A 16621-nucleotide genomic window follows, 5' to 3' on the forward strand; every position below is an offset into this window, starting at 1 on the left:
TTGAAAGCTATGCACCCTTACTTCCGTCTGTTCTCATATATTCTCATGATCGCAACAAGGATAGCAGCTGTCCCACTTGCCAAAGCGATAAGGGTAATGATAATGTTGAGGATTTCAGGCGTACTCCCTATTCTATTAATAAGACGTAGTAGGGATATAACTGTCAACTGAATTAGGAGTATTGATTCTACTCTTACCATTGAAGTAAGTCTGTTTTCAACTGCATATAAAAAGGCTGGTAGCATAACACAGGCTATAGCAATCACAAACAGGTTGCCCCCTGTTTCTTCTCCCTTGTTCACCACGGAAATCATGAGAAGATTCGATGCTATGATCAACGTAGAGCAGATGATAAAAAAGGATTTCTTATTCATTTAATATACCTCGCATACTATGGTAAAAATCAAACTGGATAAAGACAAAACTTTAACTGGTGAGTCACCCATCCTCACCTATACTTCTATCTCTAAGACTTGTTTAAATATAAAATTAGAACTTGTGGTTTTTAGAATGATATTTGGATATTTTGTCAAAATACTATTAACATTAGACAAACCAACTCCTCTATTCTGCCCTTTAGATGACATTCCTCTCTCAAATATTTTTGTAACATCAATCTCTCCATCTCGAGTAGGATTTTGGATAATCAAAACTTGCTTATTACTTCTACTATCTTCAAAAAAACAAACACTTAGAGGTTCCTCGACAGTGGTGCTTACAGCAGCCTCTATCGCATTGTCTAGCAATATAGAAACAACTGTCAAAAAATCAATTTCCTCAATCTTTTTGATAGCAATTGGTTTTTCTATTTCTAAAGAAACTGGCACTAGTAAACTCTGAGCCTCGGATAATTTTGAGATTAATAGACTCTTTAACGATAAATCCTCTATATTTCTCAATCTCACTACATCAAATTTTGTATCTTGTAAACTTTTTCCCGATTCTTTCAGGACTCTATCATAAATTTGAGCAACCAAATTAATATCTTTTCGGTCTATTCCTATCTTCAAACTTGTTAAGATATTTGCATAATCATGCCTAAAACTTCTAACCTCTTGATAAAGCCCTTCTACTTGTTTACTATAGCTAGTAAGATTTTGAAGTTGAATCTCTTTTTGTAGTACTAAATCTTTTTGCAATTCCTCACGTACATTTCTGTCCAATATATTGACAAAATAGATAAATAAAAAGAAATAGATTGCAGTTATAGCTCCTTGATAGTGATTTATAGATAAATTCAGACTGTTTTTAATGTAACCAATAAAAGGAACCAAGATAAAATAACCCAACATTGCAGTATTAGCAATCCTCATTATTCTATCTAGATTTTTATCCAACACTTTACTTCTTAAATAGCTAAAATCATACTGAAAAACTTTTATTATAAGCAAAGATAGAAGACCTGCTAAAATTGAGAAAATTGTAGCATCGTAATAAGCATATATGTCTGTTAAACTAGCAAAATTAGGAATAATAAAATCAACAAAAAAATCATAGATAATCGACCAAAATGTGATAGGAAACAGAGCATAAAAAAGTGGCGATGTTATACTATATTTATGTTTATCCAAGAAAAATGTGTAGGTAATAAAAAAGATGGGATAATCTAATACTGTAATAACAACAGGAATATATAACATTTTAATCAAGATTATAAGTAAAAACTCTAATAAAAAATAGAAAAGCAGTAACCCTAAAAATCTCTTTATAGTCAATTGATAGCCATAAATTTTTGCATGAAGAAATAAAAGTATGTAAAAATTCAAAGATACTAATACAAAAGACATTTACTACTCCTTACTATCATGTAAATCTTTAACTATGGTCAGCAATGCCCTCATTTTTAACCTAGATACTAGGCAACTTGCACCATTCTTCAAATAGACTAGTTTTTCTTCCTTATCTATTGAAGAGATATTATAAGGATTCACAATAAAAGAACGATGACACTGAATCAATCTTGGTTCTTGCTTCAATATATCAGAAATTTTACCGTAAAACTCTATTCTTTCTCTCATAGAATAAAGAACCAGTTTATGAGGAATCATTGACGTTTCTATATAAAGCAAATCCGAAAACGGAACCTGAACGAGCGCCTTAGAATTTGTAAACAAAAAAGAATCTTCACTCATTAGTTGATGTTTATTCTTGTAAACATAAGTGATTGCCCTTTCCACACGTTCCTTAAAAGCACTTTCAGGTAATTCCTTATCAATAAAATCTAAAGCTGATACTTGATATTGAAAACTAACCGGCATAAACTCTGAATGAGTTGTTACAAAAACAATGACTGCATTCGGATCTCTATCTCTGATTTCTAAAGCAATATCTAGCCCTTTTCTAACATCGTTTTTAATTTCAATATCCAGAAAGAAAAGTTGATGACTTCCACGTTCAATCATATCTTCTAATAATTGATTCGGTTTGCCATAAACATCACAGTGCTTTACTTCCCAATTATTCTTCTCTAAAATATCATGCACCAGATTTTCCATCCTAGTTTGCTGTACAAAATCATCCTCTAATATAAAGATATTCATCTCTCGTCTCCTTTTGTATTTAACCATCTTTCTTTTAGAGTTTTAAAATATCTTCTAGAGCAGATAATATCTGATACTCTTTCATCCATAAATAAAATCGTTTTCGTTTCATACTTTAATCCCATTACTTTGGATAAGTTAACAAGAAACTTCCTATGACACCTAAACAATTTACCCAGACTTATTTCCTCAACTTTTGCTAGACTCATATACTTCTCAAATACTCCATCAGCTGTAATAAAAATAACAGCATGTGCCTTCGTCGGATGTGTTGTCACATAGTAAACCTTAGAATGAAGCACTTTAACAACTGCTCCATCTTGGTTTAAAATATATTCTTGCATATTTTTCCTCCTTACTCCCCTATATCATATCAAAACTAATATCCTATGATGGAAAAAATCTTAAAAGGTATCTAAGTTATCATCAATGGTTATTTTCAACATTCCATGCTAAAATTTATACAATCTAAGATTTCGGTATCTTCTATCGAATGTCTTTGATATAGCAAGAGGGGAAATATGGATACAATTCAAATTCTACATTTTTCATTATTAGAATACATCATCGCACATAATATCAATTCTTATATTAAAGAAAACATATCAACAAAAACTAGAATTATAGACTCTAGGCATATCATCTATTCCTATAACACTACTACCTATTTTATCATAAAATCAATGTTTTTATCTTCAAATACAATGTATTCTTATATAGAAGATATACGACTCCGTTCTGAATTTGCCAATATTATCATCATAGGAAGTTACATTGATTATGATAAACTTTTCCGTAGTCATTACAAAATATTCGGTGTCATTGATACAGCTAGAAATCATTCTTTACAATCTATACGACAAGAAATTCACTCATATTTAGATGGTATTTATAACAACCTAAAATAAATTAGGCTCGATAGTCTTTATACATTTCCTCAACATACATGGCTTCAAAAACTTCCAAAAAAATCACTACCTCCCCTAGAGAACTAAGGAAGGCAGTGATCACATTTTTAGGAATTAGGAATGAATACACGAAATCAATTGATCTTATGATTTTTTGTTTTTCAAGAATTCATCGTATTGTTTTTGCATTTCGTTCAATACTTTATCGTAGGCACCTTCAGATTTCAATTTTTCCATCAATTCTGGAATAGCTTTGTCTGGGTCTACAGTACCAGTGTTGATAGCTGTATCGAATTGTTGCATTGTGTTAGAGATTGCTGAGATTTCAGATTTCACATTGTCAGTGTTAAAGATGAATCCAAGCGCTGGAGATTCTTTAGCTTCAGCCAATTGTTTCTTAGAGTCTGCGATTTGTTGGTCTGTAACGTTTTCGTTGATGTAAAGGATCCAGTTGTTACCAGTGTTCCATCCACCCATGTGAGTGTTTCCTTTGTAGCCATCAAGGACTTTAACACGGTTTTCTTTACCTGCAAGTTTTTCCCAGTTCTTGCCTTCTGGACCGTAAACAAGACCGTTCAAGAGTTCTGCGTTAGTGTTCAAGAGATTCAACACTTCCATTGATTTTTCTTTGTTCTTAGAGTTGTTTGAGATGACAAAGTTAGCAACTTGTGTTGTTTGGTTTTTCTTGATGAAGTTAGTGATTGGTTTGATTTGGATATCTTTATTCGCAACACGTGAAAGCAAGCTGTTACCGTAGTCAGCTGGTCCTACTGTTTCTTCACGAACGAACCAAGTATCTTGTTGAAGGTCAAATGAAGTATCGCTTGTTGCTACGTCTTTTGGAATGTAGCCAGCTTCATAGAATTTGTGAAGAGTCTTCAAGTGTTCTTTAAAACGAGGTACTTCATAACGGTTTACGATCTTAGTAGTGTCTCCTTCAAGGTCGATAACGAATGGAAGTCCGTTTGGAACTGGATAGTCGAAGTTATCAGATGGAATGAAGTTCTTAGTAACTGCAAATGGCACTACATCTGGAGCTTTTTCTTTGATTTGTTTCAAGACTGGTTCAAGTGTTTCGTATGAAGTGACACCTGAAATATCGATACCGTATTTAGCAAGGAGAGTTCCGTTGAAGGCAAAGTTTTGAGATGATGCAACGTTGGCTGCAACTGGAACTGCGTAAATTTTACCGTTAATGCTGTTACCTTTGATGTAAGCTGGGTCAAGTGCTTTGTAAAGCTCTGCTCCTTCTTTCTTATACAAGTCAGTCAAGTCAGCATAAGCACCTTTTTGAGCATTTACGACATAGTTAGATGCAAAGGCGATATCATAGTTTTCACCAGATGATGTGATAACTGACATTTTCTTATCATAGTCACCCCATCCAAGATATTGGATATCCAATTTAGCACCAACTTTTTCTCCGATGATTTTGTTAGCATTTTCTAGCAATTCATCCAAGTTATCTGGTTTGTCCCCGATTTGGTACATTTTGATAACAGGTTTTTCACCTGAAGCTGAGTCAGCAGCTTTTTTGTTACCTGAAAGGTTTCCACAAGCAGCAAGACCAGCAGCCAAAGCGACTACGCTAGCAGATGCAAAAGCATATTTTTTCCAGTTTTTCATGACAAAAACTCCTTTTTTTATTTTTAAACTTATAAACAATGTAATGATCTTAACTTCACACAAGGGAAGTTGGGAACTGAGAAATGTTTTTTCTCAACAAGCACTATTCTTTCACACCACCGATAGTCAAACCTTTTACAAAGTAGCGTTGGAAGAATGGATATAGAATCGCGATTGGAAGGGTTGCGACCACAACCATGGCCATACGTCCTGTTTCTTTCGGTAGAGCAACGCCCAGTTGACCAGATAGACCGACTGCTTTGGCGATGTAGTCCATATTTTGCTGGATTTGCATGAGTAAATATTGCAATGGATACAAGTTGTCACTCTTGATATAAAGAAGGGCGTTGAACCAGTCATTCCAGAAACCAAGAGCTGTTAAGAGCGTGATGGTTGCGATACCTGGTAGTGACAATGGCAAACAGATTTGGAAGAAGATCCGGGCCTCACTAGCACCATCGATACGAGCGGATTCTAGAATAGCTTCTGGAATGGTCTTCTTGAAGAAGGAACGCATCAAGATGATGTTAAATGGTGAGAGAAGCATTGGAACAATCAAGGCCCAAACTGTATCACCAAGTTGAAGTAAACGAGTTACCACGATATAGCCTGGTACCAAACCAGCGTTGAACAACATACTAAGAAGGGCAAAAATCGTAAAGAATCTGCGATACTTAAAGGTTGTCCGTGAAATAGCGTAGGCATAAGTTGTTGTGATAAAAACGTTTGTGATAGTTCCCACCACTGTTACAAAGACTGAGATGAAGAGGGCTTGGAGGATTTTATCCTTAAACTGTGCCAAGAACTCAAAACCGTCTAATCCAAATTGGGATGGGAAGAAGCTATAGCCATTTTGGAGGATACTCTTTTCATCTGTCACCGAAATAACGATAACGAAGACAAATGGTAGGATACAAGATAGGGCGATCAAACCTGAAATGATACTGAAGAAGATATCTGCTTTCTTACTGAAGGAGTGAATGCCGACATTATCAATTTTTTCTTTTTAATTTTCTTTTCTGCCATATTCTCCTCCTTTCTAGAACAAGGCTGAGTTTGGATCAACTCGTCTTGCAAGTAAGTTTGATAGGATAACCAAAAGCAAACCGACTACTGATTGGTAGAGACCTGCCGCTGAAGCCATGCCGATATCCGCTGTCTGAGTCAAACCGTTATAAACATAAACGTCCAAGACGTTGGTTACGTTGTAAAGCTGACCAGCATTGTGGGGGATTTGGTAGAAGAGACCGAAGTCTGCACGGAAGATATTTCCGACTGCAAGGATGGTCAATACAGTTACCAATGGTGTCAACTGCGGAATGGTTACATTGCGGATTCGTTGCCATTTGCTGGCCCCGTCAACTGTTGCTGCTTCGTAATAGGTTGGATCAATTCCCATAATCGTCGCATAGTACATGACACTGCTATATCCAAAGCCTTTCCAGATACCTAGGAAAAGTAGGAGATATGGCCAGATACCCAAGTCAGCATAGAAATTGATTTCCTTCATTCCGATAGATTCTAGGAAATGGTTGAAGACCCCTTTATCGATGTTTAGGAAGGCATCTGTAAAGAAACTGATGATAACCCAAGACAAGAAGTAAGGAAACAACATAGAAGTTTGGAAAATCTTAACCATTCTCTTAGAACGGAGTTCACTGAGGATGATGGCAATCCCTACAGATACAATCAAACCGATAAAGATAAAGCCTAGATTGTAGAGGACAGTATTTCGTGTGATAATAAAGGCGTCTTTTGAACTAAACAAGAATCTGAAATTATCGAGTCCGACCCATTTACTATTCATGATACTATCTATGAAACCATTACTGGTCATGTGGTAGTCTTTGAAGGCAACCACGTTCCCAAATACTGGAATGTAGAAGAATAGAATCAACCAGAGTGCCCCTGGTAAAACCATCAAGAGAAAGATCCAGTTGTCTCTCAAGGTTTTTGAAAACTTATTCATAATTTCCTCCCTTTTTTATTTTGATATCCATCTAAAAATTCCTTTTTAGACTTTTGATAACGATTACATTATTAGTATACTCCTATTTACAGGTTAGGTTAAGCTACTAATCATAGAAAAAACTCCACAAATTATTTTATGTGGAGTACTTTTGACGAAAGGGATGTTTCACGAGAAACACTCTTCATAAGACACAATGTTCTTGTTTTTAAGTCGTATAAATCGTTGAAGCTGTCGCAATAGTATGCCACTGGTTGGCTGTTGTGGCTGCGAAGTCCTTGTCTGCGTAGAAGTCTGTAAATGGTAAGATTTCCACTTCTAGCTCGTCGATGCGGTCCAGCTGACCAGCCAGATAAGCCTCGATGCGACTTTCTGCTCGCTTGATGCGTTGCAAGAGTCCGCCCATACGGATATCAACTGTATCCAAGCCAAAGACCTTGTTTTCCTTCAACCATTGGTGGCTAAAGAGGGCATGGAAGTGTTCAATTTGGCTTCTGAGTTCTGGTAATTCTTGTCTAGCAATTTCTTGCAAGCTTTCTTTATTACCTTCTTGGTAGGACTGACGAATGCGTCGTCCTACATCGACTTTGCTACTTAAAATCTGGTTCAACTGGGCCTGAGTTGCAAAGAGATAAGCATAGTTTCCTGCTTTTTCTTTAATTTCAGCAAGAATCTCAGCTGCCTGAGCGAAGTGCGGTTTGTCCTGTTCAGGTGTCATGTGTCTGTCAAGAATTGGGCAGAGAACATCCTGATAAAAGACATAGCGATTGGGATTGATGCCACTGAGATTTCCTGGTAAATCTGGCAAGAGGTTAGCTAGGTCGATCTGCATAAAATCCTCAACGGATAGGCCTGTATTGGTCTTGAAGTGAGCAGACAAACGGTCTAGGTCATTGCGGTAACTGAGTTCTGCCCAGATTTGCAGGCTTGGTAGGATAGAGAATTGGGCAGTTTCCCCACCATTGTCCCCCCAACCCGTCACGATGACTTCTTTGATGTCATTAGCACGACAGGCTTTATTGGCTTCAAGAGCGATGAGACGGCTGAAATGGTTGTTGGGTGTGAAACCAATCCACTTCCAAGCTCCACCTGCAAAGGCAAGGTCATGGCTAATCTTGTGATGGTTGCGGAAGTTGCGATTGTATTTTTCCTCGCTATCCTGATAATAGTCCCAGTAAACCAAGGTCACACGATTTTTGAGACGGTCTAGGTAGACACGCGTTTCCTCTGGAATTTCCACATCACGGTCGTACTGGCCATCTGCTGACATAAGTTTAAAGAACATATCGCTCCACATCTGGCAGTGGAAACCATATTTGTCTGCAATATCCAGCACGCGCTCCAAGTGTTGGCACATGAGGAGACTACGATCCACAACACCGTTCAGAATCAAGTAGCGTCCCAAACCAACCAAGTGGGCTTCGTCCATCCCGATATTGACCTTGCGTGTTTGTAGCTTAGACAAAGTCACAAACATCCCGTCAATCAAATCATAAACCTTTTCTTCACCGATAAGGAGGATGTCCTCCACATCACGGAGCTCCTGCACTTCTTTGACACACCATTTAACGAAGGCTGACAAGTGGGCCAAGGTCTGGATGCAAGGCACAAAGGTCATATCAAACTGCTGGGCATAGGTTTCGATTTCCTGCAATTCCTCAGCTGAGTAGGCTCCACGGAAATAGCCAAAGTAAGGCTGCCCCTCGATTTGATAGGTGTCTTCCATGTAGAGCTCAAAGGTTGAATAACCCATCAGAACTAAGACTTCAATCATCTGCTTAGCAGAAGCCACATTCAGCACCGCATTTCGCGAACAGTCAGCCATGTAGGCTAAATCTTCGTAAGCCGCCTGCTCCTCAATCTCTACTTTGTCACCTTCTGCTAGAGCTGTTACCAACAAGGACAAGGCACGATAGAGTTGGTGAGGTTTGCTGTAGGTCAATTGATAGTGACCATCCTCACCCTTGATAGAGATAGAGGATCGGTCAGACTGAGCGACAACTACTTCCACATCTGGTAGAGAAATGTGCTTTTGAAGCAACTCTATAGCTTGATGTTGTTTGGAACTAAGTCCTGTAAATCTTACCATTGGTTTTCCTCCTGTAACCAGTTGACAAGGGCACCGTAGAGATTGGCATCTGCATGATAGGTGCAGGCTTGGATGACGGGTGTGACCGTGTATTCTTCGTAGGTATCAACAAAGTCATCAACAGCCTTCTTGACACCTTGGATGAAATCTGGATTTTGACTGATAGAGCCTCCCAGACTGATGACATCTGGGTCGATGAGATATTGGATATTGAGCAAGCCTTGCGCCAGATTGCGGTTCATGCGCTCAATGACTTCTTGGCAAAGGGTATTACCAGCTGCGGCTTCTTGGTAAATCTTGCGACCGTCCCAGTCAGTCTGACCAGATTTTTCAATCACGTATCGCACCATATTGCCAGTTGACGCTAGTTGCGACCAGTTGTTAAGCTTTTCAGCAGGGGCAAGGGTTGTCATGTAGCCAAATTCCCCACCCAGACCGTGGCGACCTCGATGAAGTCTACCATTGATAATCATGGCTCCGCCAATCCCTGTCCCAATCACGACACAGGCTGCATTTTCAAGCTCTGGATGAGCTAGTAGTTCACTGAGTCCAACGCAATTGGCATCATTTTCCAGATGGACAGGTAGCTGATGATGGGCAAGTGCTTCATACCAAGAAAAGCCGTGTATATAAGGGACGGCACTGAAGCCATCAATCACACCTGTCTCTTGATTGACTGCACCTGGAACACTCATAGCAATCCCGTTATAAGCCTGCTCTGACAAGCGTTGATCTAGCCAAGCTAGTAAAATCTCCAAGTTTTCTGGTGTTGGGATACTTGTCTTATCTAGTATTTTCCCATCAGGAGTCAGACTGGCAAACTTAATCCCAGTCCCTCCGATATCAATCGTTGCAATGGTCATTGTTTTTACCATAAAAAGGGGCGAATCAGTACTTAGTCCTCACTTTTTCGCCCCTCCTTTCTTTTTATGTTTACTTTTTGAAATTAAATTTCTTCTTTTTTGATGAATTCTGTACGAATCTCTTGTGGTGAAATGAGGCCTCTATGAACGGGATATGGTCGTTCCAGTAGGTCCAGGAAGAGATGTTGACTTTCCGGTACACGTACATTTTCACTACACATATTGTAGTAACGAAGGACATAGCCTTCTTCATTTTCAGCTACCTTAAAGGCTGTTGGACAGATTTGCGGTATGCTGAGAACAGAATGGCTCAAGAGGCTACCAGTCGCAGCCACGCTGCCTTCTTGTTTTGCAACTTGAAGGCTGGTAAATGGTGTCTGCAAGGATTTGGCACGACGATAGGCTGAGAAGCGTTCTTGGGCTTGGTAGCATTCAATTGCAAATTCGACTTCAAACTCCCGCAAGCATTGTGCCTCTGGTGTTGGGAAGTAGCCCCAGTCGCCTAGCTCACCTGATGCACGCAAAATAGTCACTGCAATGGTGTCGTCTCCAAGGATTTCGTATTCATTCAATCCCTTGTTGGATACAGTCACACCTTTTTCATCGTCATACAGACTAACAAAGGCTTGTTGGTGTTGAGGATTTTCAGGATTTTCCCATGAAGCTGCTGGTTTGTTTGGTCGTGTCACCACCTCATAGATGCTTTCAGAATCGTTGCTTGGACGCGTGTTATGAGTCTTGACCAAGAGACGGATACGGTGGTCTTTGGCAGTGTTGGTAAAGCGAGTCTTGCAACGGATTTGTGGATTATCAACGAAGACAGTCATCTCAGTTTCCAGAGGAAGGCTTGTCAACTCTTCTGAACGTCCAGCCTCACGCTTCATAAACTCGATGATGCCTTTTTGCTCTTCTTCTAGCTTTTCATCTGCACTGACAGGCACGGTCAATTCATGTTTGAGCAAAATCTTAGCATAGCGAGCTGTGTTTTCCAAGACCTCGTAGCCCTTAAACTCTGCATAGATAGGCTCTGTTCCTTTTGGTTGGAAATAGATATACTCATTTCCGATGTCCCCACGGTCCTCAAAACGAATAAAGTCTTCATAGGCTTCGTGAGTTGTCTTGTCATAAACTGTGATATTTTTACCCACACTCACCCTTACAAATGGCGTATCAATCACTCCGTTTTGGTAAATACCGTCGCGGTGTTCTTGTTCTCCTTCCAGCAATTGGAAAGTGGTCCAAGAAAGCGGTGCTAGGTGAACTGGAATGGTCACGCGCACTTGTCGAGCGATACGAGCTTGGCGGAACTTGTCTTTTGGTAAATCGTACTCAAAATTAGCCCCAAGGTCTTCGATTTTAGCCTCTACAGGACGACCATCCAAGTCCTCCACACGGTAGCTTGGCAAGGTTAAGACTGCCATCTTCTTGTAGCCTTCGGTTGGGTGCAATTCCTTGAAATCACAAGTCGCCACATCAACCACTGTGCTAACAGTATCGACCTTATCATGCAGTCCTGTATTAATGACAGTAAAGAGATAATCACTTTGAGCCTTAGCTGTAGCGATTTTACCCTTCCACTCGTTGAGAAGATTGGTCTTAACAAAGTTTCCGACTTGATTAACCTTGGCAAAACGGATTTCCATCTCACGATGAACCTCGTCCACGCTACAGCCACAGATACTATCATGTGGCGCATTTTGCAAAAGTGTTTTCCAAGCATAGGTCAACTGGTCCTTGTGGTTGTGGCCCCCAGTGATAATAGTCAAGGGTTCTACAACTTGCTCTAGGAGGTTGCTATTTTCTTGGAAGGCTTGTTTGAGGTAAATACGGGATGAAGATGTGTTGGCAAGTGTGTACCAGCCATCAGTTTCCTGACTGGTCAACTCGCCTGTAACCGTTGATAACTGTTCTGGTAGGGCACCTTCCACGGCTTGAACATATTCATCAAAAGAACTGTGTACAAAAGTCACATCTGGGAAGAGTTCATTTGCCACACAAATGGCTTCGCTCAGATTTTTCTGTACAGGTTGGTGGTCACATCCGTTCATCATCAACCATTGATTGGTCGAAGCATATGCACGCACATCTGACAATTTTTGTTTCCAGAAGGTCAAGGCCTCGTCTTTATCAACTGGAATTTCATTCCCGTTACTGTACCAGTTGGCAAAGAGAATACCAAGTACACGACTACCATCTGCACCTTGCCAGTACATTTCTGAAAACTGAGACGTAAACTGCTCATCTTCGAGGACTTGGTTGTCAAATCCAATCGGTTTCACACCACGACCAAAAGCTGCCACGTGAATGCCTGATTTTTGTAGGATTTGAGGCGCTTGTCCCATATTTCCAAAGGTATCTGGGAAGTAGCCAATCTGAGTAGATTTGCCCCATTTTGCAGCTTCTTGCTGACCGATAAGAGTATTGCGGACATTGGCTTCACTTGAAATCAAGTAGTCATCCTGCAAGATGTAAAAGGGACCAATTTTGAGTTTGCCTTGGTCAATGTAACGTTGGACTTTGTCGCGATTTTCAGGACGAATTTGTAAGTAGTCATCAAGGACAATTGTTTGTCCATCTAAGTGGAAGCTCTTGAACTCAGGGTCATTTTCAAAGAGATCAAAGAGATTGTCAAACAATTCCACCAACTGCATACGGTGGCTTTCAAAAGGCAAGTACCACTCACGATCCCAGTGACTATGTGAGATAATATGTACAACAACATTTTCCATGAAGTAAAACCTCATTCTAAATTTAAATTTTAACGTTTTAAATGTAAAAGTGTGATTCTGACAAGAATCAGTGAAACTAAAGCGAGCTCCTTATACTAAATGAAAATCAAAGAGCAAACTAGGAAGCTAGCCTCAGGCTGCTCAAAGCACTGCTTTGAGGTTGTGGATAAACTGACGAAGTCAGCTCAAAACACTGTTTTGAGGTTGCAGATAGAACTGACGAAGTCAGTAACATCTATACGGCAAAGCGAAGCTGACGTGATTTGAAGAGATTTTCGAAGAGTATTAGCGGATATCCAGGTAATCCAAGACCAACTCGCAGAACATCATATTGGCCCAAGAGAACCATTCACGAGAGTAGAGAGTTGGGTCGTCCACGTGGAAGCTTTCATGCATGACACCTGTCCCACCATCGCAAGCAACCAGCTGATCCAGCAAGAATTTCTTCTCTGCCTTATCACTTGTTGTTAAGCCTTGGATAGAAAGGGCAATAGGCCAGATATAGCGATAGAAGGTATGAGAACTTCCGAGACCACTAGCGTATTCTCCTTGGTAGAAATATGGATTTTCAGGGCTCAGAATGGTACGGCGAGTGGCTTGATAGACTTCGTTTTCAATGTCGCAATAGCCCAGATAAGGCGCAGCCAACAAACTTGGTACGTTTGGATCATCCATGATGCTGGCATTCCCCAAACCATCCACTTCAAAGGCATAAATCTTTTCGCCCTTGCTGTTGGTGGTGTAGGCGTAGTTTTCGATTCCTTCTTGAATCTCAGCCTGGAGACGCTTAGCGTCAGCAATAATCCTCTCGCTATCAGCTAGGTCTAGTTCTGCAAAGATTTCTTGAACATAACCCAAGACTACTACAGCAAACATATTTGACGGAATCAAATAGCTATACTGGCAGCAATCATCACTTGGACGGAAGGCTGACCAGGTCATACCTGTCACTGCGAAATCAGGTCCAAAGCCATCATTTACCAGAGTATCTTCCTTGCGGTCCGTATCACGGACAAAACGATAAGGAGAGTTCTTATGGTCTTGTTCCACTGTCCACAGATGGAGAATTTCCTTGGTCGCTGCGACAAAAGTTTCATCAAATTGACTAGTCTCGCCAGTCTCTTTCCAGAGAAGATAAGCCAACTGCAAAGGATAGCAAAGCGAGTCCACTTCATACTTTCGCTCCCAAATCCAACCATTAAGGTCGGTATGGTCGGTCTCGTGGTGCCCCTTCCAGTTTTCCTCAATGTTAAAGGAATTGGCATAAGGATCCTTGAGCACCAAGATCATCTGACGTTTAACCAAACCAGCAATGGTCTGGCGCAGGAGGGCATCTCTTTTAGCCACATGAAGATAGGGTCTGAGCTGGGCTGTCGAATCCCGAAGCCACATGGCAGGAATATCCCCAGTCAAGACAAAAGTTGAACCATCTTCTAGAATCTCAACCGTATTATCCAAGGTGTCTGTATAGCAACGCTCGAAAACATCCACCCACTCTGGATGGTCCTTAGCCCGCTCTGCTACTTCATCTAGCCACTCTCTAACAATTTCTTTCGAATAAATCATCGTGCAGTTTCCTCTTTCAAACAAGTTTCATTTTCAGTATATAGCTTTTGAGACAGAAAATACATACACAAATGATAGTCATTTTTCTACAAAATAGTTATCTTTGAAACTCCTTTTCTAAAGGCCCTCTTTTTCTGATATAATGTAGAAAAACAGCTAAAGGAAAGACTATGAAACCACTACTTGAAACCATCGATACCCGCTTTGGAGCTGCCAGCAAGCATGCCTTTTCTTGTGGAAATACCCTGCCTTACACAGGCGTCCCTTTCGGGATGAATTACTTTGTGCCCCAGACCAGTGACCAGGAGGGAGCTTGGTTTTTCGATCCGCATTTGCCCATCTTTCAGGGGATTCGATTAACTCACCAGCCCAGTCCTTGGATTGGAGACTATTCTTGGCTCCTTCTGACACCTGTCACAGGACAACTAGGTGGAGACAGCCTATTCCACCGCCAGTCTTCCTATGATAGAGATAAAGCTTCCTTTCAACCTCATTATCTGAAAATTTTCTCCCTGCGCTATCAGATTGAAAGCCAGCTTACTCCGACTTGCTACGGTGCTTCTATTCGTTTGGAGCAAAAGCAAGGCAAAACCCTCTCCCTCTATCTTCATGCAACAGATGAACTGACCGTAGAGCAAGTAGATAAGAGAACTCTTGCCCTAAGACAAGACGGAAAAACAGAAACCAACAAAAATCCGCTAACGATGTTCACTGCTCTACAATCGAATACGTATATTCTTGCTATCAGCCAAGAAGGGAGAGACTGGCGAATTGACTTAGCAAGTAGCCATGCTGAGATTCAGCTAGCAACTTCTTTCATCTCTCCTTCTCAAGCTCTAATCAATCTATCTCAAAAGAACTTTGATAGCTGTAAAGCAAGTGCCCAAGCGGAATGGGAAAATCTTCTCCATCGTTTTGACGTTATAGAAACAGGAGAGGCCAATCGAACCTTCTTTGACCACTGCCTTTACAGACTTTTCCTCTTCCCACAGACTTTTTATGAGATTGATGAATCAGGGCAAGCCATCCACATGGATCTGCCTACTGGTACTGTCAAGCACGGTGTTCTCTTTAGCAACAATGGTTTCTGGGATACTTTCCGCACCACCTTCCCCCTCTTTGCCCTTGTCATACCAGAGCATTATCGTCTTTTTTTAGAAGGCTTTCTCAATAGCTACCGCGAGACTGGATTCCTTCCAAAATGGCTAGCTCCAGATGAACGTGGCATGATGCCTGGTACCCTTTTAGATGGCATTATCGCAGATAGCGCCTGCAAGGACATGGCCCCCGACCTAGAAGAAGAATTTCTCCAAGCCATGCTTGAAACAGCCACCAAGTCCGATCCTCTCGGCATCAATGGTCGCCACGGACTAGCCCAATACCAAGAACTGGGCTACCTCTCTACCGACCACCACGAAAGCGTCAGCCATACCCTAGACTATGCCTATAGCGATTTTTGCATCGCTAGCTGTGCCGAAAAACTAGGAAAAACAAACATCGCAGAAACGTATAGAACTGCTTCACAAAATTACCGCTATCTATTTGACGCTGAGACAGGTTACATGCGAGCGCGAAACAAGCAAGGCAACTTCCGTCCCGACTTCTCTCCATACAGTTGGGGACGTGATTATGCCGAATGTTCTGCCATTCAAGCGACTTTAGGCGTCCTCCACGACATCCCAGGCTTAATCCAGCTTATGGGTGGAAAAGAAGCCTTCAGCAACTATCTATTGAAAGCCTGTCAAAATGCTCCCCTCTTTGAGACGACTGGCTATGGTTACGAAATTCATGAGATGAGCGAGATGGCAACTGCTCCTTTTGGACAAGTCGCCATTTCCAACCAACCGAGCTTCCACATTCCCTATCTCTTCCGTTACAGCAACTACCCTGACTACACTGCCCTTCTCATCAAGACCTTGCGTCAGAAAGCCTTTCACCCAAGCTGGCAAGCCTATCCTGGCGATGAAGACAATGGTAGTCTCTCGGCCTGGTACATCTGGTCGGCACTCGGATTCTATCCGACCTGTCCAGGCAAACCAAGCTACGACCTCGGAATTCCTCTCTTTGACCACCTCCGTATTTACCTAGCTAAAGAAGGTAAATGGCTGGATATCCATGCCGAGCAAAACCACAGCCACTTCAACTTTGTCAAAGAATGTCGACTGGATAAGGTGCCAGTATCTAGCATTCAACACCGAGACCTCTTGAAAGCTGATCAGCTAACCTTCACCCTCAGCTGGTTGCCAAGTCAGCCGTTCACTTCCTGAAATGCAAAAATCTCCTAGCAGACTTTCCTGCTAGGAGATTTTCTTATGAGAGGTACTTATTTAA

Annotated in this window: 13 protein-coding genes; 2 read left to right on the forward strand and 11 right to left on the reverse strand. The window is 41.0% G+C overall.

Annotated elements, in window-relative coordinates; all coding sequences use genetic code 11:
* Positions 1-17: 17 nt before the first annotated feature.
* The 4 genes from SK642_RS09110 to SK642_RS09125 form a co-directional block, all read right to left on the reverse strand.
* Entirely contained in the window at positions 18-314 is a 297-nt protein-coding gene (locus tag SK642_RS09110) for a hypothetical protein (RefSeq protein WP_235230875.1), read from the reverse strand.
* A 138-nt stretch (positions 315-452) separates the two neighbouring features.
* Complete coding sequence (locus SK642_RS09115) at positions 453-1787, reverse strand: sensor histidine kinase (protein ID WP_033684480.1); 1335 nt, start codon at positions 1785-1787, stop codon at positions 453-455.
* 3 nt (positions 1788-1790) lie between these two features.
* Positions 1791-2540, reverse strand: coding sequence for a response regulator transcription factor (locus SK642_RS09120; protein WP_033684481.1), 750 nt, complete (start codon positions 2538-2540; stop codon positions 1791-1793).
* The gene (locus tag SK642_RS09125) at positions 2537-2884 is read right to left on the reverse strand and encodes a LytTR family DNA-binding domain-containing protein (RefSeq protein ID WP_033684482.1); all 348 of its coding nucleotides are present in this window, start codon (positions 2882-2884) and stop codon (positions 2537-2539) included. The genes SK642_RS09120 and SK642_RS09125 overlap by 4 nt, the downstream gene beginning before the upstream one ends.
* 177 nt (positions 2885-3061) lie before the next feature.
* Here SK642_RS09125 and SK642_RS11020 point away from each other — a divergent pair, with 177 nt between their 5' ends.
* Complete coding sequence (locus tag SK642_RS11020) at positions 3062-3448, forward strand: hypothetical protein (RefSeq protein ID WP_235230876.1); 387 nt, start codon at positions 3062-3064, stop codon at positions 3446-3448.
* A 144-nt stretch (positions 3449-3592) separates the two neighbouring features.
* Here SK642_RS11020 and SK642_RS09135 read toward each other — a convergent pair whose 3' ends face one another.
* The 7 genes from SK642_RS09135 to SK642_RS09165 form a co-directional block, all read right to left on the reverse strand.
* Positions 3593-5074 (reverse strand): ABC transporter substrate-binding protein, encoded by a 1482-nt coding sequence (locus tag SK642_RS09135; protein ID WP_033684483.1) that lies wholly within the window; start codon positions 5072-5074, stop codon positions 3593-3595.
* A gap of 103 nt (positions 5075-5177) precedes the next feature.
* Positions 5178-6029 (reverse strand): carbohydrate ABC transporter permease, encoded by an 852-nt coding sequence (locus SK642_RS09140; protein ID WP_235202175.1) that lies wholly within the window; start codon positions 6027-6029, stop codon positions 5178-5180.
* Positions 6030-6113: 84 nt separating this feature from the next.
* Positions 6114-7043: an ABC transporter permease gene (locus SK642_RS09145; RefSeq protein ID WP_001032151.1), complete on the reverse strand. Its 930-nt coding sequence runs from the start codon at positions 7041-7043 to the stop codon at positions 6114-6116.
* Positions 7044-7251: 208 nt separating this feature from the next.
* Positions 7252-9132 (reverse strand): beta-N-acetylhexosaminidase, encoded by a 1881-nt coding sequence (locus SK642_RS09150; RefSeq protein ID WP_033684484.1) that lies wholly within the window; start codon positions 9130-9132, stop codon positions 7252-7254.
* On the reverse strand, positions 9126-9995 hold the full coding sequence (locus tag SK642_RS09155; RefSeq protein WP_033684485.1) for an ROK family protein: 870 nt from the start codon (positions 9993-9995) through the stop codon (positions 9126-9128). The genes SK642_RS09150 and SK642_RS09155 overlap by 7 nt, the downstream gene beginning before the upstream one ends.
* An 83-nt stretch (positions 9996-10078) precedes the next feature.
* Positions 10079-12724 (reverse strand): alpha-mannosidase, encoded by a 2646-nt coding sequence (locus tag SK642_RS09160; RefSeq protein WP_033684486.1) that lies wholly within the window; start codon positions 12722-12724, stop codon positions 10079-10081.
* Positions 12725-13009: 285 nt separating this feature from the next.
* Entirely contained in the window at positions 13010-14290 is a 1281-nt protein-coding gene (locus SK642_RS09165) for a glycoside hydrolase family 125 protein (RefSeq protein WP_033684488.1), read from the reverse strand.
* Between the two features lie 170 nt (positions 14291-14460).
* Between SK642_RS09165 and SK642_RS09170 the strand changes: the two genes are divergently transcribed.
* Entirely contained in the window at positions 14461-16557 is a 2097-nt protein-coding gene (locus SK642_RS09170) for a GH92 family glycosyl hydrolase (RefSeq protein ID WP_033684489.1), read from the forward strand.
* Positions 16558-16621: the final 64 nt, after the last annotated feature.

The organism is Streptococcus mitis (genome assembly GCF_000722705.1).
GTDB classification, from domain to species: domain Bacteria; phylum Bacillota; class Bacilli; order Lactobacillales; family Streptococcaceae; genus Streptococcus; species Streptococcus mitis_P.